Annotated in this window: 19 protein-coding genes; 4 read left to right on the forward strand and 15 right to left on the reverse strand. The window is 45.7% G+C overall.

What is annotated here, in order from left to right:
• Window positions 1–13 precede the first annotated feature (13 nt).
• Both F0232_RS18350 and dnaQ read right to left on the reverse strand, forming a co-directional pair.
• Window positions 14–1,261 carry a TIGR03503 family protein gene (locus F0232_RS18350; protein WP_061032620.1) on the reverse strand — a complete coding sequence of 416 codons (1,248 nt, stop codon included), beginning with the start codon at window positions 1,259–1,261 and terminating at the stop codon, window positions 14–16.
• A 9-nt stretch (window positions 1,262–1,270) separates the two neighbouring features.
• Window positions 1,271–2,038 carry a DNA polymerase III subunit epsilon gene (gene dnaQ, locus F0232_RS18355; RefSeq protein ID WP_004738617.1) on the reverse strand — a complete coding sequence of 256 codons (768 nt, stop codon included), beginning with the start codon at window positions 2,036–2,038 and terminating at the stop codon, window positions 1,271–1,273.
• Window positions 2,039–2,094: 56 nt separating this feature from the next.
• Here dnaQ and rnhA point away from each other — a divergent pair, with 56 nt between their 5' ends.
• Window positions 2,095–2,559: a ribonuclease HI gene (gene rnhA, locus F0232_RS18360; RefSeq protein ID WP_008222935.1), complete on the forward strand. Its 465-nt coding sequence runs from the start codon at window positions 2,095–2,097 to the stop codon at window positions 2,557–2,559.
• 40 nt (window positions 2,560–2,599) lie between these two features.
• On the opposite strand, the gene F0232_RS18365 is transcribed toward rnhA, so the two are convergent.
• Entirely contained in the window at window positions 2,600–3,385 is a 786-nt protein-coding gene (locus tag F0232_RS18365; protein WP_008222934.1) for a class I SAM-dependent methyltransferase, read from the reverse strand.
• Window positions 3,386–3,438: 53 nt separating this feature from the next.
• Between F0232_RS18365 and gloB the strand changes: the two genes are divergently transcribed.
• The 3 genes from gloB to F0232_RS18380 all read left to right on the forward strand — a co-directional run bounded on the left by gloB (window position 3,439) and on the right by F0232_RS18380 (window position 6,519).
• Entirely contained in the window at window positions 3,439–4,197 is a 759-nt protein-coding gene (gene gloB / locus F0232_RS18370; protein WP_061032617.1) for a hydroxyacylglutathione hydrolase, read from the forward strand.
• Between the two features lie 70 nt (window positions 4,198–4,267).
• Window positions 4,268–5,836 (forward strand): LysM peptidoglycan-binding domain-containing protein, encoded by a 1,569-nt coding sequence (locus F0232_RS18375; protein ID WP_105057483.1) that lies wholly within the window; start codon window positions 4,268–4,270, stop codon window positions 5,834–5,836.
• On the forward strand, window positions 5,833–6,519 hold the full coding sequence (locus tag F0232_RS18380) for a YIP1 family protein (RefSeq protein WP_105057484.1): 687 nt from the start codon (window positions 5,833–5,835) through the stop codon (window positions 6,517–6,519). The genes F0232_RS18375 and F0232_RS18380 overlap by 4 nt, the downstream gene beginning before the upstream one ends.
• Window positions 6,520–6,547: 28 nt before the next feature.
• Here the strand turns inward: F0232_RS18380 and F0232_RS18385 are convergent, their stop codons facing one another.
• The 12 genes from F0232_RS18385 to F0232_RS18440 all read right to left on the reverse strand — a co-directional run bounded on the left by F0232_RS18385 (window position 6,548) and on the right by F0232_RS18440 (window position 19,164).
• Window positions 6,548–7,390 (reverse strand): endonuclease/exonuclease/phosphatase family protein, encoded by an 843-nt coding sequence (locus F0232_RS18385; protein WP_008224022.1) that lies wholly within the window; start codon window positions 7,388–7,390, stop codon window positions 6,548–6,550.
• 61 nt (window positions 7,391–7,451) lie between these two features.
• Window positions 7,452–7,790 (reverse strand): nitrogen regulatory protein P-II, encoded by a 339-nt coding sequence (gene glnB / locus F0232_RS18390; RefSeq protein ID WP_008224020.1) that lies wholly within the window; start codon window positions 7,788–7,790, stop codon window positions 7,452–7,454.
• 130 nt (window positions 7,791–7,920) lie between these two features.
• Complete coding sequence (locus tag F0232_RS18395; RefSeq protein ID WP_061032613.1) at window positions 7,921–8,232, reverse strand: cytochrome c; 312 nt, start codon at window positions 8,230–8,232, stop codon at window positions 7,921–7,923.
• A 58-nt stretch (window positions 8,233–8,290) separates the two neighbouring features.
• Window positions 8,291–9,622, reverse strand: a complete 1,332-nt coding sequence (tilS, locus tag F0232_RS18400; RefSeq protein ID WP_105057485.1) for a tRNA lysidine(34) synthetase TilS — start codon at window positions 9,620–9,622, stop codon at window positions 8,291–8,293.
• Between the two features lie 123 nt (window positions 9,623–9,745).
• Window positions 9,746–10,705 (reverse strand): acetyl-CoA carboxylase carboxyl transferase subunit alpha, encoded by a 960-nt coding sequence (accA, locus tag F0232_RS18405; RefSeq protein WP_008224015.1) that lies wholly within the window; start codon window positions 10,703–10,705, stop codon window positions 9,746–9,748.
• 45 nt (window positions 10,706–10,750) lie between these two features.
• On the reverse strand, window positions 10,751–14,230 hold the full coding sequence (gene dnaE / locus F0232_RS18410) for a DNA polymerase III subunit alpha (protein WP_105057486.1): 3,480 nt from the start codon (window positions 14,228–14,230) through the stop codon (window positions 10,751–10,753).
• Window positions 14,231–14,342: 112 nt separating this feature from the next.
• Window positions 14,343–14,963 carry a ribonuclease HII gene (gene rnhB / locus F0232_RS18415; protein WP_008224012.1) on the reverse strand — a complete coding sequence of 207 codons (621 nt, stop codon included), beginning with the start codon at window positions 14,961–14,963 and terminating at the stop codon, window positions 14,343–14,345.
• A 48-nt stretch (window positions 14,964–15,011) separates the two neighbouring features.
• Window positions 15,012–16,208 carry a lipid-A-disaccharide synthase gene (gene lpxB, locus F0232_RS18420; RefSeq protein WP_105057487.1) on the reverse strand — a complete coding sequence of 399 codons (1,197 nt, stop codon included), beginning with the start codon at window positions 16,206–16,208 and terminating at the stop codon, window positions 15,012–15,014.
• Between the two features lie 82 nt (window positions 16,209–16,290).
• Complete coding sequence (gene lpxA / locus F0232_RS18425) at window positions 16,291–17,079, reverse strand: acyl-ACP--UDP-N-acetylglucosamine O-acyltransferase (RefSeq protein WP_061032609.1); 789 nt, start codon at window positions 17,077–17,079, stop codon at window positions 16,291–16,293.
• Window position 17,080: 1 nt separating this feature from the next.
• On the reverse strand, window positions 17,081–17,533 hold the full coding sequence (gene fabZ, locus F0232_RS18430; RefSeq protein WP_004738598.1) for a 3-hydroxyacyl-ACP dehydratase FabZ: 453 nt from the start codon (window positions 17,531–17,533) through the stop codon (window positions 17,081–17,083).
• A gap of 93 nt (window positions 17,534–17,626) precedes the next feature.
• Window positions 17,627–18,658: a UDP-3-O-(3-hydroxymyristoyl)glucosamine N-acyltransferase gene (gene lpxD / locus F0232_RS18435; RefSeq protein WP_105057488.1), complete on the reverse strand. Its 1,032-nt coding sequence runs from the start codon at window positions 18,656–18,658 to the stop codon at window positions 17,627–17,629.
• 5 nt (window positions 18,659–18,663) lie between these two features.
• Complete coding sequence (locus F0232_RS18440; RefSeq protein ID WP_008224002.1) at window positions 18,664–19,164, reverse strand: OmpH family outer membrane protein; 501 nt, start codon at window positions 19,162–19,164, stop codon at window positions 18,664–18,666.
• Window positions 19,165–19,184 lie beyond the last annotated feature (20 nt).

Here is a 19,184-nt window from a genome sequence, read left to right on the forward strand (position 1 = left end):
ATCATGCAGATGGTTACTTAGGAGCCTTAAGTTGCATCTCTGGTTGAGCTCTCTTTTTGGCAGTCACTTTACGAACCACAAACCAAATCAGTAGCCCCAATAGAATAGCAACCACGTTACCTACCCCAATAATAATCATACTGCGTTGTCTGTCTTCTTCTCGCTTCTTGAGTATCATCATCTCAGTAGCGATACGCTTTTGCTCGGCTAACGCTTCTTCTTGCAGACGGCGGGATTCCGCTAAATCAATATCTTGAACCACACTGTAAGAGTGCTCGGAAATAGGGAACGTCAATGGTCGTTGGCTAGAAGCATCGGTGGCATAAACCATTCCAGACCAGTTATAAATCCCAAGTTCACCATTATAAGGGATCTCCAAAGGCACCTTCATCGCATCGACATCCGCTTGCCCTTGCTTATACATCACGTATTCATCTGGTGCTGTATGCTCAACGTGCACCGCTAACGAACTCGGCTCTATCATTCCCTGCTCGCCAGAGACCACGATAGTATGAGGTAGGCCATCTTTGCGAGACTGGATAAAGGTGGTGGTGATAGGTGTCGGATAAACCAAAACTTCTTGTTCTTGCGCTCGTAAAAACACGCCATTGCCGGAAGTGATGCGCGCGCGGTATTTGCCCGGCTCTATATCGATAGGTAAAGATACAGTGAAGACGCCGTCCCCTGCTTTTTCATCAAGATCAACGCCATCGTCAGCAAATTCACCCATCACAACTGGGACTGGGCGCGCTTCTCTCACTAAAGATTCTTCGTTTTCGACAAATTTAGTAAACGTCACCTTGAGCTTCACTCGATCAAGGAAATCACGTAGCACCAAGGGCTTACCATCAGAGGTGAGACGGGCAGTGAATTTAATACGCTCAGTCTGGTACAGCTTGTCTGGAAATTCATTCGCATCCAAAACAAGATGAGACAGTAGCTTGATATTGTTCTTAGGAGAGACCTTCCCTACCGCTTGCCATGGGCCCGGCATCGGCTTATCAATAGAGACAATGTCCATTGAGGATTCTTCATACCAACGGACATTATCAGCATTACGCCAAGAGTAGTATTTCTTGCCATCAGGACGAACCAAAACGACAGGTTTAGAGTTATCGGCTCGATAAATTATAAAGGTAATTTGTTCTATGCTGGGATCAACTCGGAATCGGTTGTCCAATAAACTCATTACGGATTCTGTTGCCGCGTGCAAGCTAAAGCTTAACAGCAGCAAACAACCGGTGGCCAATACCCTTAACATACTTTCTCCCTACTGACGCCAGAGGCAGCTTCCGCTTTTCTCGACGAGATCTAAACGACTTTGATGCGCTTCTACTTCATCGGCCGTTGCTCGTAAAACCTTTAGGGATTTTCGACCACTTTCTACTCTTCGGATACTTTCTACGCCGCCTTCTTGCTGACCAGCATTAAATTGCAGTGACGTTTGTCCACCCGTCATCAATAAGTAGACGTCGGCTAGGATCTCCGCATCGAGCAAAGCGCCGTGAAGGGTACGGTGCGAGTTATCGATGCCATAACGTTCACATAAGATATCTAGGTTGTTTCTTTTACCCGGGAATATCTTTTTCGCCATGTCCAGGGTATCGGTAACTTTACAGTAATCGTCTGTCTTACCGATAGTAGGGTCCAGTTTCTCAAACTCGTAGTCCATGAAGCCGGTATCGAAGGGCGCGTTGTGAGCCACCAGCTCAGCGCCTTTGATGAAGTCGAGAAACTCTTTGTGGATGTCTTGATATTCCGGCTTATCAACCAAGAATTCATCAGTAATACCGTGAACGCCAATCGCCTCTTCTTGAATCGCACGATCTGGCTTGATGTAAACGTGGAAGTGGCGCCCAGTTAACTTACGGTTGATGATCTCTACGGCACCGATCTCAACGATGCGGTGACCCATGTAGTGAGGACCACCTTCGGTATTCATACCGGTTGTTTCGGTATCGAGTACGACGATGCGCTTGTTTTCATTCGAACTGTTTTTTTCGTTCGCGGTTTGTTCTGGAGTGCTACTGGTATTCATAAGGATAACTGTGTCAGACTATGCCGATAATGTGCTTGAGGTAATAGTATCAAATCATGACGAAACAAGTTGAAATTTTCACTGATGGTTCTTGTTTAGGCAATCCAGGGCCTGGCGGCTACGGCATCGTACTTCGCTACAAGAAAGTAGAGAAGACGCTCGCGCAAGGCTACACCCTAACGACCAACAACCGCATGGAAATGCTCGCTGCTGTTGTTGCACTGCAAACCCTAAAAGAGCCGTGTTCTGTGATTCTCACTACCGATAGCCAGTACGTTCGTCAAGGCATCACTCAGTGGATACATAACTGGAAAAAGCGTGACTGGAAAACCGCGGACAAAAAACCGGTAAAAAACGCTGATCTTTGGCAAAAACTCGATAAAGAGACAGCACGCCACACTGTCGATTGGCGCTGGGTGAAAGGACACGCAGGTCACCGAGAAAATGAAATGTGTGATGAGCTGGCGCGTACCGCTGCCGAAAACCCAACCCAAGAAGACACGGGCTATCAGCCAAGCTAGCGTTGCGAGTTAATACGGGTATTCAATAGCAAAAAGCCGACTACGAGTCGGCTTTTTCTGTTTTTAGCGGGCGCAGCGCACGAATGGAATGCAACGTACAGCGAGTATCTGTTCTAAAGCTTGCACCGACCGGAGAGAAGCGTCGTTTAAGGTGCCAGTGTGGCTTAATCGGTTTCAATGGATAGGTGCGCTTGCGAGCGACAATAAAGTATTGGCTTCCAGCAAATGAGGCGCAACCTCCCAAAGCATTTTCAAGCCAGGTCCACATCGCTTGATACTTACTCATCGGGAACAATGCATAAGTATCACAATGAATCACTTCATAGTTCAGAACGCCCAACCAGTCTTTTACACGACTTGGTGTATACATTCGCCCACTCCACGGTAAACTGTTCTTACGCCAAGGCATTAAACTGGCAAGCCCTGTGACACTGAATGGGTTAAAGCCAGTGATGATAATGTAGCCATCGTCCATCATCACTCGGTCGACTTCTCTTAATAACCGATGTGGGTCATTGCTATAATCTAATTGATGACTCAGTACCACAACATCAAAACTTTTCTCCAAAAAGGGCAAATTATAGCCATCCGCTATCACATTATGTAATGGGTTCTGGATATCTAGGTTTACTTGATGTTGAATGTTGCATGTGCAGCTAGAAATCTCACTGCTGAGACCGCCGAGCTTGAGCATATGGTAACCAAATAACTTTGGGCACCACTCATCGAGTCGAGTTTGAATTGATTCTCTCAACCAGTCCCCATTGTGCAATTGTGCCCAAGTGTAAGGACGCTCAAACTTCTTTCTGCTACGTGCTGGCTTCATCAATAATCTGTCTCACTTATTCTGTCGCACTGAAAGTGACTGGAGAACCAATAATGTTACATATCAAAAGCATACCTGCATTTAACGACAATTACATCTGGCTGATTGAAAATAGCGATCGCCGTTGTGCTGTCGTCGACCCCGGCGATGCAGCTCCAGTATTAGAGTACTTAGCACACCATGAGCTAACTTTAGATGCAATCTTGATTACGCACCACCACCACGATCACATTGGTGGCGTTCCAGAGTTAGTTAGACAATTTCCAGGTGTTGATGTTGTAGGCCCTAAGAATGAGCCTATCCCAACATTGACACACCCAGTGGATGATGGAGACCAACTGGAGCTATTCGGCGAAGTATTCTTAGTGCTTGGGCTTAGTGGGCACACGGCGGGCCATATCGGTTACGTTGGTGATGCAAAGCTATTTTGTGGCGATGTACTGTTCTCTGCGGGCTGTGGTCGTATCATGGAAGGCACTCCGCAACAGATGTTTGATGCGTTAAATAAGATTACGGCGCTTCCTCAAGAAACCGAGGTCTATTGTGCACATGAGTACACAGCAGCCAATATCGCTTTCGCGCTTGCAGTTGAGCCAGATAACCAACATTTGCAGCAATATCGCGACCAAGTGAACCGACTTCGCGCACAAAATAAGTCGACCATCCCCACAAATTTGAGACAAGAGAAGTTTGTGAACCCTTTCTTGCGTTACACCGAACCAAGTGTAGTGAAATCAGTATCTAATCGCACTGAACAGACCGATCCTTTGTCGGTATTTACCGCTTTACGTGCGTGGAAGAACGAATTTTAACAAATACAGACTTGTCACTTATAGGGAGTGGCAAGTATTATCATCGGCCGTTTATTAAAAAGGCTGTAACATGCGAGTTAAGTACAGCTGGGCTTTGGTATTACTACTATCTGGTTGCCAATTAACTCAGTCAGAGAATCCAGACCAAGCTTCCGAGCAAACCAACACATCTCCTACAAAAGTTTCTCAAGCGAACGTTTCACCTGAAGCGACCAAAGAAGAACCAAAAGTTGAAGCACCTGTCGTTACTCCACAAACACAAGAAGATGTTTGGAAACGCATTGCGATGCAACTTGAAATGGAAGTACCAGACCAAAAGAAGGTCGACTACTACCGAACATGGTATCTAAAACACCCTAGTCATCTAAAAACCGTCTCCAAGCGAGCAGAACCTTTCCTCTACTTGATCACCACCAAAATTGAAGAAAGAGACCTGCCTTTAGAACTGGCACTGTTGCCGGTTGTTGAAAGCTCGTTTGATGCATTCGCTTATTCTCACGGCAGCGCTGCTGGCCTATGGCAGTTCATTTCTGGCACTGGCGAAGCCTACGGACTAGAGCAGAACTTTTGGTACGATGGTCGCCGTGACGTTGCTGCCTCTACCGATGCGGCATTAGACTTCTTAACCGATCTTAACAAACGTTTTGATGGTAACTGGCAACACGCAATCGCTGCATACAATAGTGGCGGTGGTCGTGTAAACAGTGCTATCCGTAAGAACAAGAAGCTTGGCAAACCAATCGACTTCTTCTCACTGGACCTGCCAAAAGAGACCAGCAGCTACGTACCTAAACTGCTCGCATTGGCAGACGTGATTGCCAACCAAGAGAAGTACGGTATTGATATCCCAGCAATTCCAAACAAGCCAGTACTGACTCTAGTAAATCCAGGAGAGCAACTGGATTTAGCAATCGCAGCTAACTACGCAGGCATTCCAGTAAAAGAACTGCAAGGCTATAACCCTGCCTATAACCAGTGGGCAACGGCACCAGAAAAACACCAACAATTACTGCTTCCCCTAGACTCAGTTGAAAAATTCAACAAAGAAGTCACGGCCAACAAAGGCAAAGGCATGAAGCTAGTACGTTACAAGGTTCAATCAGGCGACAGCATCAGCGTACTGGCAAACAAATACAACACCACCAGCAAAGTGATTCGCTCAGCGAACGGTTTAACCAACAACAATATTCGTATTGGTCAACACCTACTGATCCCTACTTCGACTAAAGATGATAAGACTTACGCACTCAGCGCTTCTAACCGCCTAGCAAGCACACAGTCAAAGAGTCGCGGTCAATATAAGCTAACCCACAAAGTAAAAAGTGGTGACAGCTTATGGACCATTGCGCGTGCCAATAAGGTATCTCACCAGTCACTAGCGAAGTGGAACGGTATGGGCCCACGCGACACGTTACGAGTTGGTCAAGAGTTGGTCATTTGGAAGAACGGTTCTGACGGTGCCATCATCCGTACTATCTTCTATAGCGTAAGATCAGGTGACACAGTCAGCGGTATTGCATCAAAGTTCAAGGTAAAAAGTTCAGATGTTGTAAAATGGAACACTTTGCAGAACAAGAAATACTTACAGCCAGGACAAAAACTGAAGCTGTATGTTGATGTAACTAAGGTAAGTGTATGAACCCGTCAAGTAACCCACTCGTCATGCTGTTGGATATATTCCGTTCACCAACAGCTTGTTTCTTAGCGCTTTATCAGCGAAGTGCTTGGGGATGGCAACCCTACGTCGTATTAATGCTCAGCCCATTTTTATTTTGGGGTGCTTATTTTTCGAACGTAGATTTTGCTTGGTTAAGTGCAGAGCTATCTAAACAATTAGCTCAAACAAACCCAGACCAGTTGGCGTTACTTGATAGTAATACCCTACTCGCCAGTGAAATCATCAGCGATGTGTTTAGCCGCACGCTCACTATCGTTCTGTTGGCATTTTGGTTTAACCTTGCAACCAAACCTAGTCAACATCAGCATAGCTTTTGGCGATGGTTTGCAGCGGCATCGGTTATCATCTTCCCAGCAGTTTTAGGTGATATTGCGAGCTACGCAAGCCTAATCCTAAAGCACGGTCATGTGATGAACTACGCTGCTGACTTAAACAGCCTAAACGGCTTAATCAAGTTACCGCTTACTAATGATTGGTCACAATTTGCTAGCTCTTTACCACTGCTACTGCCTTGGTACATCGTACTTGGTTACGCTGCTGTATTAACGTGGACAGAGTTTGAGCGTGGACAAGCACTGGTAATTTCAGGCTTGCCGTGGATTGGCTATTACCTAATCTGGGCTATCTACATTTTAGTTTCGTAGATAACCGTTACTGAGTCTTATCTTTACGCTATTTAGCCTTAAAGGTGACTAACATTGGATTATGATCAGAAGCGTCCGTTATGGGCGCTTTTGCTTTTTCTACCTCTAGCCCACGATAAAACACATGGTCTAGCACTAGCCCCGTAATGAACTGAGTGCGATTATCAGGGTTAAAAGCGACCTCAGCCAAACCTACCTTTTCCAATGCTTCTTTTAATACGGTAAAGCGAGCCTCACTCCAGCTGTTAAAGTCACCAGCAAAAATAACTGGTCCACGGTACTTTTGTAGGTTGTTAGTCAAACTCTTAAGCTGAGCTTCATAATCTTCCGTACCAAAGGTAAAGTTTACGGCGTGGATGTTGATCACCGCCAACTCTTCACCATTACTCAACTTGTAACGGGACCACAGAGCAGACTTAGGCAACTGCAGCCAAGGCTCTTCATGAGTATAAGCACAAGCCTCGATAGGCAAATGAGTCGCGAGGTTGAGCACACCAGCACTTTTTTCAAATGCCTCAAACGCATTTACTCGAGTACTTCCCCATTGACCACTCGTTACCCACTGACGAAGTCCATCCGTCATGCTCGCTTCTTGTAGCAGTACTAAATCGCTTCCCGCTGTCAGCTTATTGAGTTCCGTCTGCCAGTGACTACGGTTTTGCTTATAAATATTCCACACGGTGAGACTTAAGCCGTCAGACACATCCAGCGCTTTAGGTTCAGAGTTTTGGTAGCAACTGTAGATGTCATTGCTGGTATTTGGAGAAGACGTGATTAGATTTGGTTTATTCGGGATAACAAAAATAAAGTGAAAACTTACAACGGCAAGTGTTATCAACAGCGTGATAACTATGATGGTTTTCTTGAACATACAACACCCTACCAGAAATGAAAAAGGAGCGATAAACGCTCCTTTTAGGGTAATAGTTTTTTTATACGGCGTCTTCGTCTTCTTCGCCAGTACGAATACGTACCACACGTTCAACGTCAGTAATGAAGATCTTACCATCGCCAATTTTACCAGTTTGAGCCGTCTCAATAATGGTATCAACGCACTGGTCAGCGACGTCGTCAGTAACAACAATCTCTAACTTAACTTTAGGCAAAAAGTCGACCATGTATTCTGCGCCGCGGTATAGCTCAGTATGACCTTTTTGGCGTCCGAAACCTTTAACTTCAGATACTGTCATACCCGTAATGCCTACTTCTGCAAGCGCTTCACGTACATCATCAAGTTTGAATGGCTTGATAATGGCTTCAATCTTTTTCATGTTCATCCCTTAAACTGTGCGAATGGCTCATTATCGGATAGCTATAGTAAACATTCAATGAAAAAAGCCAGAGCTTTGAGGCTCTGGCTCGAAATTTATCATCTTGTTTAATCAGCGCTTTAAGAGGGTTTTATTTAAGGCTTGCGTAGTAAGCAGCTAGATTAGCAATATCTTCATCATTCAGCATTGAAGCTTGAGCTTGCATTACAGCAGCCAAACCGCCGGTGCGCTGGCCGTTCTTATATGCGTTAATTGATGAAGCAATATATTGCTCATTTTGACCTTTAAGGTTTGGGTAACCCGGGATCACTGCGATACCGTCAGCACCGTGACATGCTGCACAGATTGCTGCTTTTGCTTGTCCTGCAGCAACATCACCTGCCAGAGCGTTACCACTCAATAGTCCAAGTCCAAGAACTAATCCTAGTGTAATTTTCTTCATTGCATATTCCATTAATTATTTTTATTAAAGTGACGGTGAATTGTGACACAAACTTTTTCTACTTGCTCCAAAGCGCTTCACAATCTTGACCTTCGTAGTTTTTATCTACGAATAAGCCTAAAACAGCGATCACTCGCTCGCCATCCATTAATATTGGCGTTCTGCGTCGTAACCAACTGGGTACTTGGTACTCTTGAAAGAGTTTTTTGAGCTTTCGACTATGGCCCCGTCCAACAGGATGCGCTGATAATCCTTCAGGATTAAAAGTCACCCGTAATGTCGTGTTATTGTTCGGTAAGTTAAATGCTTGCGAGTAGCTGTTAGGTTTACACTCAGAGCTGCCCGCAGTTAAGCTGACTTCTCCTAAGCCATCAGGCAAAGCCAAGGGTTCACCAACAGTAATATCACCTTGCCAGAGCGATACGTCTTTAGACTCTTGTACCAAGTAAAGCTTATGGTTAAAACGCCTCACTTCAACACCGTTTAACACCAATTTAGGGTTGGCATCCGCCTGAGCACACGCCACTTCATCCCAGATAAGCTGAAGTTGCTTTTGGCTCGGCATCGCTTGCTGGCAATAACCTAACCACATTCTCAACAAGCGCGCTCTTAGTAAAGCCGATTGCTCAGATAAAACCTCAATGCTCAAGCTATGGTCACCACCGAGGGCTTGCTGTAAGTGAGAAGCTAACAACTCATCGAGCAACATCTCTTGCTCGGCACAGAGCTGGGCGCTGCGACTGACCGATTCTCGAAAACTAGACCAACGCTCAGTTAGCACCGGAGTCACTTGGTGGCGAATAAAGTTACGGTCGAAACGCACGTCCTGATTACTTTCATCTTCAACCCAAGTTAACCCCAAATCGTGAGCAGATGCTTCAATCTCCGTCCGAGTCACCGATAACATAGGACGCACAATATGAGCATCTGAAAATGGCATCACTTTCGCCATGGAAGACAGCCCTTTCGGACCACTACCACGCTTTAACGCTAACAGGAAAGTCTCAACCTGATCATCGATGTGTTGACCAGTAACAAGTACATCCCCTTGCCTGATATGTTTTTCAAAAGCTTGGTAACGTGCATCTCGGGCGAGCTTTTCTATGCTTTCACCATTGTTAACATCCAACGTTACTCGCTCAATAGCTAATGGAATAGACAAAGCATCGCACCACGCTTGGCATTGCTCTGCCCAATGATCGGCATTCTCACTTAAGCCATGATGAACATGGATCGCCAGACAATCGATTTCATGAGTTTTGGTGTATTGCGCAGCCAACTCCAACAACACACGTGAATCAACCCCACCACTAAAGGCAACCACCAGCCGGTGAGGCTTGATTGCGCTTTGGTCAAATACAGAGGTAAACGTTTCGATTAAGTGAGTCATGAGGCTTAATGAACCAAGAAGGTGTTTGAAAGATAATATTTAAATAATAAAAAAGGGTTGGCACTGAGTCCAACCCTTTCATCATCTTGTTACATAAAGTCCGCCTTCGAATAAGGCAGCTTATCAGCAGTAACCGTAGCTCATTAGACGCTGGTAACGACGCTCAAGAAGCGTTTCGTTATCAAACTGCTCTAGCTCTTCTAGCTGTTTCACTAGCATGTCTTTCATGTTCTGAGCGGTTTGCACTGGATCACGGTGTGCGCCACCTAGCGGCTCAGGGATAATCTCATCGATAAGCTCAAGCTCTTTAAGACGAGGAGCAATTAGGCCCATCGCTTCAGCAGCTTGTGGTGCTTTATCTGAATCGCGCCATAGGATTGAAGCACAACCTTCTGGAGAGATTACTGAGTACGTAGAGTACTGAAGCATGTTCACGTAGTCACCAACACCAATCGCTAGTGCACCACCAGAACCGCCTTCACCCACAACGTTACAGATAACAGGAACAGAAAGACCTGCCATAACCTTAAGGTTTTTAGCGATAGCTTCAGATTGGCCACGTTCTTCAGCGCCTACACCTGGGTATGCACCAGCCGTATCGATGAAAGTAATGATAGGCATGTTGAAACGCTCAGCGGTTTCCATTAGGCGAAGTGCCTTACGGTAACCCTCTGGCTTTGGCATACCAAAGTTACGAATCACTTTCTCTTTAGTTTCGCGACCTTTCTGGTGACCAATAACCATAACAGGACGGCCATTTAGACGAGCCATACCACCCACAATTGCTTTGTCATCAGCGTAAGCGCGATCGCCCGCCATCTCTTCAAATTCTGTGAATGCATGCTCCAGGTAATCTTTTGTGTAAGGACGTTGTGGGTGACGAGCAAGTTGAGCAACCTGCCATGCACCTAAGTCGCTAAAGATTTTCTGTTTAAGCTCTAAGCTTTTTTTCTCTAGTTGTTCGATTTCTTTGTCTAGATCTACCGCTGTGTCACCACCGTGACGCGAAACGTCACGTAGCGCTTCGATTTTTGCTTCAAGTTCAGCGATAGGCTTTTCAAATTCTAGAAAGTTCAGGCTCATCTATGAATCCTTGTTGATTCAGCTCCGCATTTGCGAAGCTAAATTTTAGTTAAATTCGAGTTCTACTTGGCTATTTCCAAGCAGCTGTTTTAATTCGTCTAGTAATGTATCACTTGGCGTCACGCGCCATTCTGTGCCCAATGTTAACCGCGCTCTAGCGTCGGCACGCTGGTAGTATACATTGACTGGGACCGTTCCGGCTCTATAAGGTTCTAAGATTTGACTAAATCGTTCAAAAAATTGACCATTAATTTGGGATTCATCGATAGATATCGATACCCCACGAGCATATTTTTCACGGGCGCTTCCTAAGTCCATGACCTCGCGCGCGGACATTTTAAGCCCACCGTTGAAGTCATCAAAGCTGACCTGTCCAGAAACGACCACAATTTTGTCTTTTTCGAGCAATTCTGCGTAACGATCGAGCGCATCTGAGAACAACATCACTTCCATACGCCCAGATCGATCGTCAATGGTCATCAAACCAATTCGAGTACCGCGCTTGGTAGTCATCACCCGTGCCGCAATCACCAGGCCGGCAATCGTTAATGATTGATCACGGCGTGTTGGCGTCGCGTCTTTCAAACGGCAGCTAGTGTATTTCGCTAACTCTTTGATGTACGCGTTAACCGGGTGGCCCGTCAGGTATAAACCTAGCGTTTCACGTTCACCTTCAAGCCAAACCTTTTCAGGCCATCTCGGTACTTGGGTGTACTTGTGCTCCACTTCTTCCGGTGCATCCGTCAATACACCAAACATATCCGATTGCCCAAAGGACTCGGCATGGTGATATTGGCTTGCCGCTTTAACCGCATCAGCCAATGAAGCCATCATCGCTGCACGGTGAGGGCCTAATCTATCTAACGCACCCGATAGAATCAACTTTTCGATAACACGCTTGTTAACTTTCTTTAAATCAATACGCGCACAGAAATCGAATAAATCTTTAAAGTAACCGCCCTTGTTTCGCGCCTCAATGATCGCTTCAATCGGTCCTTCACCTACCCCTTTGATCGCACCGATGCCATAAACAATCGCACCATCGTCATCAACATTGAATCGGTAGAGGCCCGAGTTAATATCAGGTGGCAGCAGTTTTAGCTTCATGCGGAAACATTCATCAACAAGGCCGATAACCTTCTCGGTGTTATCCATATCCGCCGTCATTACCGCGGCCATAAACTCTGCTGGGTAGTGTGTTTTCAGCCAAAGTGTTTGGTAAGAAACCAGAGCGTAAGCGGCTGAGTGCGATTTGTTAAAACCGTAACCCGCAAACTTTTCTACCAAGTCAAAGATCTTCATGGCAAGTTCGCCATCAACACCGTTGGCTTCCGCACCTTCTTTGAAGGTACCACGCTGTTTAGCCATCTCTTCTGGCTTTTTCTTACCCATCGCACGACGCAGCATATCCGCGCCACCCAGCGTGTAACCCGCGAGGATCTGTGCGATCTGCATTACCTGTTCTTGGTACAGGATGATGCCGTAAGTCGGCTCTAGCGTATCTTTTAGCGATTCATGTTGCCATGTTTCATCTGGGTAAGAGACCGCTTCTCGACCGTGCTTACGGTCGATAAAGTTATCAACCATGCCTGATTGCAGCGGGCCAGGACGGAACAAGGCTACCAATGCGATGATATCTTCAAAACAGTCAGGCTGAAGACGTTTGATCAGGTCTTTCATACCACGTGATTCCAGCTGGAATACCGCAGTGGTTTCAGAGTTTTGTAATAGGTTGAACGACGCTTGGTCATCCAGAGGGATCGATTCAATACGAACCGGCTCTTTGCCTTCCTTCTTTAAACGTGGGTTCACTAGGCCCAACGCCCAATCGATGATGGTCAGAGTACGTAGACCCAAGAAGTCAAACTTAACCAAACCAGCGGTTTCAACGTCATTCTTATCGAATTGCGTTACTGGGAAATTACCTTCAGCATCGGCATAGATAGGTGCGAAGTCCGTGATCGTAGTTGGTGAGATTACAACACCACCTGCGTGTTTACCGGCGTTTCGCGTACAACCTTCAAGGATACGACACTTATCGATCAGTTCACGAACTTCCTCATCGCCATCGTAAAGCTCTGGTAATGCAGGTTCAGCAAGGAAGGCTTTCTCTAGTGTCATCCCCGGATCTGGCGGTACAAGCTTAGAAATACGGTCCACGAAGCCAAATGGGTGGCCAAGTACACGGCCTACGTCACGAATTACCGCTTTTGCTGCCATGGTACCAAAGGTGATGATCTGAGATACCGCATCACGACCATACATTTCGGCAACGTGATCAATTACTTGGTCACGCTTATCCATACAGAAGTCGATATCAAAATCGGGCATCGAGACACGTTCTGGGTTCAAGAAGCGTTCGAACAGTAGATCGTATTCAAGTGGATCAAGATCGGTGATATCCAACGCGTACGCCACCAATGAACCAGCACCCGAACCACGACCTGGGCCTACTGGCACATCGTTATCTTTAGACCACTGGATGAACTCCATTACGATCAAGAAGTAGCCGGGGAAACCCATGTTGTTAACAACTTCCAGTTCAACCTTTAGGCGCTCGTCATATTCTGGGCGGCGCTCCGCTCGCTCTTTTTCATCAGGAAAAAGGAATGCTAAACGACGCTCAAGGCCTTCTTCTGATTTTTTAATCAAGAAGTCTTCAATCGCTAAACCTTCGGTTGGGAAGTTCGGGAGGAAGTACTCACCAAGACGAACAGTGACGTTACAACGCTTAGCAATCTCAACGCTGTTTTCAAGCGCTTCTGGGATATCGGAGAACAGTTCACACATCTCTTCTTCGCTACGAAGATACTGTTGCGCGCTGTAGTTTTTTGGACGACGCGGATCGACCATGGTGTAACCATCATGGATCGCTACACGGATTTCATGGGCATCAAACAAGTCTTCAGTTAAGAACACCACTTCGTTGGTTGCTACAACCGGTAAGTCTTGTTGCTCAGCAAGTTCTAGTGCAAAGTGCAGATAAGACTCTTCATCGGCACGCCCTGTACGAATCAACTCTAAATAAAAGCGATCGGGGAAGTGAGTCTTGTAAAACTCGACACTGCTCGCGACGAGATCACGGTTACCTTTCAGCAATGCCTTACCGATCTCACCTTCTTTAGCGCCGGATAAGATGATCAATCCTTCAGCGTTTTCGATTAACCACTCTTTGTCGATCACCGGCTGATGTTGCACGTGACCACGCAAGTAAGCTTTTGAAATCAGCAAGGTAAGGTTGTTATAACCTTTGTTATCAGACGCCAACACCGTCAGTTTCGTCAGTTCATCTCCAAATTCTGGAGATTGCATGAGGAAATCAGCACCAATAATTGGCTTAACCCCACACCCATGGGCAGTACCGTAAAATTTCACCAAACCACACAGGTTAGTGAAATCGGTAAGTGCTAGGGCGGGCATACCCATTTCAGCGACTTTCTTAACTAATGGTGGCACCTTAGACAGGCCATCCACCATAGAAAAGTCACTGTGTACGCGTAGGTGAACAAATTTTGGATCTGACATTATTTTTCCTGAGTTCTAGGCTAGGGCCTAGGATTACAACTGAGTGTATTCTATTTTTTTCTGCAGCAAGTAAGCAAATTTATTCGAAGATGAACGCTTATCTGTGTAGCACTTAATCAATGCCTAAAATACGTTTTACTGGCTTAAAGCTCTTACGGTAGTGCTCGGTAACACCGTGCTTTTCAATTGCCTCGAAATGCGCCTTAGTCGGGTAACCTTTGTGTTTAGCAAAACCAAACTCCGGATGAAGCTTATCAAGCTCTTCCATCTCTTGGTCACGAACTACTTTAGCGATAATAGATGCTGCACTAATTTCAGCGACGCGCAAGTCACCTTTAACCACTGCAATACCGGCCATTGGCAATTCAGGTACACGGTTGCCATCAATCAAAGCCATATCAGGCTGAACGCTCAAACCTGCAATCGCTCGCTGCATCGCAACCATAGTCGCTTGCAGGATGTTCAACTCATCAATTTCTTGTGGGGAACAACGACCAACAGACCACGCCAGTGCTTTCTCTTTGATTTCAGGAAGCAGAGCAAGGCGCTTTTTCTCAGACAGTTTCTTTGAGTCGTTCAAGCCTTCAATGGGATTATTCGGGTCTAGGATAACTGCAGCTGTCACTACATCGCCAACCAATGGCCCACGCCCTACTTCATCGACGCCAGCAAATAGCTGGTAGCCTTGAGGGTATTCGAAAGGTGGAAGCTCTTTTTTCTCTTTTACTGCCATGACAATTCTCTTTGTAACTTTTAAGCTCGTGCCTTTGAAACTAGCACGTTATGATTCAACAAACTCTCGACCGATCAATTTCAGCACCGCGTTGGCGGCTTGTTTGTCAGCATCTTTACGGATCCAGTGATGCATTTCAGTAAAGCGTTCAAGCAGCGCACTGTTATCTGCAGATAGCATTTTGTCGACAGATGGGAACAAGAAGTCCGGGTGGCACTCTTCAAGAATATGCTCTTTCACGATCTCTTCCCCCGCCAGAATATTCGGCAGTGACACAAACTCGGTGATAGCCAGCTTCTTCACAATGTAGCCAGTCAATTTATTCACTTTGTAGCCTACAACCATTGGACGCTTAAGCAGCATGCACTCAAGAGCGACCGTGCCAGATGCCAATAGTACAGAGTCCGCTGCAGTGATCACGTTACGAGCTGTATCCTGCACAATGACAAAATCTAACTCTGGTGCTGTCGCCTTCCAAATCTCAGTAAACTGTTGCTTGCGAGTTTCATTAACAGCTGCCACCACGAAACCGATGTCTGGGTACTTTTGTTTGATACGTTTACAGGTTTCAATGAACGGTTGCGCGATAAGCTTCATTTCGCCACCACGACTGCCCGGTAGAACCGCTAACCACTGCTTGTCTTGCTCTAGGCCAAGCAGCTCTCGTGCTTCCGCTTGATTTGGCTCGAGTGGAATGGCATCTGCCAGTGTATGGCCCACAAACTCACAGGCAACGTTATATTTATCGTAGAACGCTTTTTCAAATGGTAGGAACGCCAGTACTAGGTCGGTTGCTTTATCGATCTTAAAAATACGTTTTGGACGCCATGCCCATACTGAAGGGCTAACGTAATGAACCGTTTTTATACCTGCGTTCTTAAGGTCTAGCTCTAATCTCAAATTAAAATCAGGGGCATCTATGCCTACGAACACATCTGGTGGGTTCTGAATGAAATATTTAACCAGCTCTGCTTTTACTTTTAGCAGACGAGGCAAGCGACCAAGTACTTCAACTAAGCCCATCACGGCAAGCTCTTCCATCTCAAACAAAGATTCACAGCCTAGCGCTTTCATTTTTGGCCCGCCAATACCAACAAATTCTGCATTCGGATATTGAGCTTTAATCGCTTTAATAAAACCTTCGCCAAGGGTATCGCCAGAGAGTTCTCCGACAACAATACCTACCCGCAGTGGCTCGTTGGAAACAAAGCCTGAGTTATTGGTTTGTGCTTCTTGCTGTGCCATAGTTTTCCAACTCCCTTCTCGCCTAAAACAAAAAAGATCGCCTTAAAAGTAGCGATCTTTTTTATATCAATCACACTTGGTATTAACGAATAATACCGCGCTCAGAGTTCTCTAGCATCTCTAGCATAGGAGTTACCGAAGCAAACTCTTTCGCCATTTCAACTAAAGCTGCTTTCGCTTCTTCAAGTGTTTTGCCAGAGCGGTAAAGCTCTTTGTACGCTTTTTGCAGTGCACGAATCTCTGGTTTCTCGAACCCGTTACGCTTCAGACCTACAAGGTTAAGGCCGAATGGTGCAGCGTGGTTACCTTGTGCAAGTACGTATGGCAGTACGTCTTGAACAACAGCAGAACAGCCACCAATGTAAGCATAAGCACCGATTGAACAGAATGGGTGAATCGCAGAAAGCGCCATAACACCAGCGTAATCGCCAACCGTCACGTGACCACCTAAAATAGCATTGTTACCAATGTGAGTGTGGTTACCAACAATAACGTCGTGCGCTACGTGAGCGTTAACACAAAGCAGGTTGTCATTACCGATCACTGTGGTTGCTTTATCTTGAACCGTACCACGGTGGATTTGAACCGCTTCACGAATCACGTTGCGATCGCCGATCACAACCGTTGTATCTTCGCCACCGTACTTCTTGTCTTGGTTCTCTTCACCAATCACAGCGTGTGGGAAAATGCGGTTTTCTTTGCCAATCGTGGTGTGACCTTTGATCACAACATGCGACATGATTTCTGTGTCGTCACCAATGGTTACATTACCAGCAATGTAAGTAAAAGGGCCAACCGTTACGTTTGCGCCAATCGTTACATCACCTTCGATAACTGCAGCCGGGTGAATTTTTGCTGTTTCATGAATCATATTAAAACTCTCTACGAGCACATTTAAGTTCAGCTGAACATACTACTTCGCCGTCAACTTTCGCTACGCCGTTAAATGATGCGATACCACGACGCTCTTTTAGGAATTCAACTTCGATAACCAGCTGGTCACCAGGTACTACTGGCTTACGGAATTTCGCTTTATCAACACTTGCGAAGTAGTAAAGCTCGTTACCAGAAGGTGCACCGAAAGATTTAAATGCAAGAAGGCCTGTTGCTTGCGCCATCGCTTCTAGGATCAACACACCTGGAAATACAGGAAGTTGAGGGAAGTGGCCAGTAAACTGAGGCTCGTTAACAGAAACATTCTTAATTGCAGTCAGTGTTTTTTCTTTTTCAAAGCTAGTCACACGATCAACCATTAAGAATGGGTAGCGATGAGGTAATAGTTCCTGAATTTCAGTAATGTTCATCGTTGTCTGTTCAGTAGTCAAAGTCGTATTCCTATATGTATTCTTTATTTAATTAGAAAGATTATAAACGAAAAAGACTCGCTGTACGCGAGCCTTTTATTAGAAATGCTGGAATTATGATTCCGCGCTCTTCTCGATAAGTTTTTCAACGGTTTTCAAACGCTTGTTCATTTCATCAATACGATGAACACGCGTTGCTGTTTTACGCCAATCTTTATTTGGCTGTAAAGGAATACCCGAAGAGTACATGCCTTTCTCAGTGATGCTGCGCATTACCATTCCCATACCGGTAATCGTAACGCCGTCAGTGATTTCAATGTGACCATTGATTACAGTGCCGCCACCAATAATACAGTACTTACCTATCGTCGTGCTGCCTGCGATGATAGTACCACCCGCAAGAGCAGAACCATATCCGATGTGAACGTTGTGTGCGATTTGCATTTGGTTATCAATGATAACGTTGTCTTCAATAACGGTATCATCTAACGCACCACGGTCGATCGTGGTACACGCACCGATCTCTACGCGATTACCAATGCGAACAGAACCGACTTGAGGGATCTTAACCCACTCGCCTTTCTCGTTCGCGTAGCCAAAGCCATCAGAACCAATCACAGTACTTGATTGAACCAAACAAGCTTCACCAATTACCACTTCATGATAAATGCTTACGTTAGCCCACAGCTTAGTGCCAGCGCCAATCTTGGCGTTTTTACCGATAAAGCAACCCGCACCGATGATCACATCGTTACCAAGAACAACACCAGACTCAATCACAGCGTTCGCACCAATAGACACATTTTGCCCAAGTGTTGCATCGCTCGCAATCGAAGCTGAATCAGCAATATCCGCAGCCGGTGCTGGAGTAGTATCAAGCGCTTGAGCAACCTTAGCAAAAGCAACGTAAGGGTCACTGACCACAATCACGTTAGTCTTACACAGTTCGCGCTCACTCTCTTTAACCATAATCGCTGATGCTTTACAGTCACCTAGGTGCTTGCTGTACTTAACGTTAGAAAGGAACGTAATGTTACCTTCTTGCGCTTTATCCATAGGAGCAACAGCAGAAACGGTTACAGTACCGTCTCCATGTAGCTCCCCCCCGATAATGGTTGCCAATTCGGCTAAAGTCAGTGTCTTCATAAAACTTATTTTAGTTCTTTAATTACTTTCTCAGAGATGTTGTATTCAGGCTTGCCGTATTGTAGCGCTTGAATATCAACGATCATGTCGTAGCCTTCTTTCTCTGCAACTTTCGTTACAGCATCTTGAATCACTTTGAATAGCTTCTGCTTCTCTTGTGCTTCACGACGTTGGCTTGCTTTTTCTAGAGCTTGAGCTTTGATTTTGTACTTGCTGTCTAGTTGACCAACTTCGATACGAAGCTTCTCAACTTCGTCTGGACCTAGTAGCTCGCCATCACGCTTAAGCTTTTCAATCTTAGTCTTAGCTTCCGCTTGAATACTTTGCAGCTCAGCCGCTTTGTCTTTGAACTCTTCCTGCATTTTTTGAAGAACAACTTCACGCTGAGGTAGAGCCTGGAATACTTGTGCAGTGTTTACATAACCCACTTTTTGCGCAGCTTCAGCAGCTGTTGCAAAGAAAGAAGAGCTAAGAACTACAAGGCCTAAACCTGCTGCTTTAATCATATTTTTCAAAATATTGTCCT

This window comes from Vibrio sp. T3Y01, from assembly GCF_013114525.1.
GTDB lineage: Bacteria > Pseudomonadota > Gammaproteobacteria > Enterobacterales > Vibrionaceae > Vibrio > Vibrio chagasii_B.

Bases quoted from the DNA above. Each gene is read 5' to 3' on its own strand.
- F0232_RS18440 (WP_008224002.1), bottom strand. From the start codon at position 19,164: ATGATTAAAGCAGCAGGTTTAGGCCTTGTAGTTCTTAGCTCTTCTTTC.
- tilS (WP_105057485.1), bottom strand. From the start codon at position 9,622: ATGACTCACTTAATCGAAACGTTTACCTCTGTATTTGACCAAAGCGCA.
- accA (WP_008224015.1), bottom strand. From the start codon at position 10,705: ATGAGCCTGAACTTTCTAGAATTTGAAAAGCCTATCGCTGAACTTGAA.
- F0232_RS18395 (WP_061032613.1), bottom strand. From the start codon at position 8,232: ATGAAGAAAATTACACTAGGATTAGTTCTTGGACTTGGACTATTGAGT.
- lpxD (WP_105057488.1), bottom strand. From the start codon at position 18,658: ATGAAGACACTGACTTTAGCCGAATTGGCAACCATTATCGGGGGGGAG.
- glnB (WP_008224020.1), bottom strand. From the start codon at position 7,790: ATGAAAAAGATTGAAGCCATTATCAAGCCATTCAAACTTGATGATGTA.
- dnaQ (WP_004738617.1), bottom strand. From the start codon at position 2,038: ATGAATACCAGTAGCACTCCAGAACAAACCGCGAACGAAAAAAACAGT.
- F0232_RS18365 (WP_008222934.1), bottom strand. From the start codon at position 3,385: ATGAAGCCAGCACGTAGCAGAAAGAAGTTTGAGCGTCCTTACACTTGG.
- gloB (WP_061032617.1), top strand. From the start codon at position 3,439: ATGTTACATATCAAAAGCATACCTGCATTTAACGACAATTACATCTGG.
- dnaE (WP_105057486.1), bottom strand. From the start codon at position 14,230: ATGTCAGATCCAAAATTTGTTCACCTACGCGTACACAGTGACTTTTCT.
- F0232_RS18375 (WP_105057483.1), top strand. From the start codon at position 4,268: ATGCGAGTTAAGTACAGCTGGGCTTTGGTATTACTACTATCTGGTTGC.
- rnhA (WP_008222935.1), top strand. From the start codon at position 2,095: ATGACGAAACAAGTTGAAATTTTCACTGATGGTTCTTGTTTAGGCAAT.
- lpxA (WP_061032609.1), bottom strand. From the start codon at position 17,079: ATGATTCATGAAACAGCAAAAATTCACCCGGCTGCAGTTATCGAAGGT.
- lpxB (WP_105057487.1), bottom strand. From the start codon at position 16,208: ATGGCACAGCAAGAAGCACAAACCAATAACTCAGGCTTTGTTTCCAAC.
- rnhB (WP_008224012.1), bottom strand. From the start codon at position 14,963: ATGGCAGTAAAAGAGAAAAAAGAGCTTCCACCTTTCGAATACCCTCAA.
- F0232_RS18380 (WP_105057484.1), top strand. From the start codon at position 5,833: ATGAACCCGTCAAGTAACCCACTCGTCATGCTGTTGGATATATTCCGT.
- F0232_RS18350 (WP_061032620.1), bottom strand. From the start codon at position 1,261: ATGTTAAGGGTATTGGCCACCGGTTGTTTGCTGCTGTTAAGCTTTAGC.
- F0232_RS18385 (WP_008224022.1), bottom strand. From the start codon at position 7,390: ATGTTCAAGAAAACCATCATAGTTATCACGCTGTTGATAACACTTGCC.